This window comes from uncultured Planococcus sp. (assembly GCF_947501725.1).
GTDB classification, from domain to species: domain Bacteria; phylum Bacillota; class Bacilli; order Bacillales_A; family Planococcaceae; genus Planococcus; species Planococcus donghaensis_C.
Map to the genome: position 1 here is coordinate 1 of NZ_CANMXD010000039.1, position 277 is coordinate 277.

Genomic DNA, 277 nt, shown 5'->3' on the forward strand with positions numbered 1-277 from the left:
GCGCAAAAGAGCTTAACTGCCGTGTTCGGGATGGGAACGGGTGTGGCCTCTTTGCCATCATCACTGGACTATTTGGTTTTGAAAGACAAGATTTATTATACCAATCTTACAGGTTTTTTCAAGCTTTTTGTCAAAAACTTTTTTCTTGTTCGTTCAAAACTGGATACACGACACCGGAACATGCAAGGATTCCGTACACTATTTGGTTAAGTCCTCGATCGATTAGTATTCGTCAGCTGCACGTGTCGCCACGCTTCCACCTCGAACCTATCTACCT

At 43.7% G+C, this 277-nt stretch carries 1 rRNA gene; it reads right to left on the minus strand.

From position 1 onward, the window contains the following. Positions 1–68 (minus strand): 5S ribosomal RNA (rrf, locus tag Q0785_RS20320); the annotation flags it as partial. Positions 69–277 lie beyond the last annotated feature (209 nt).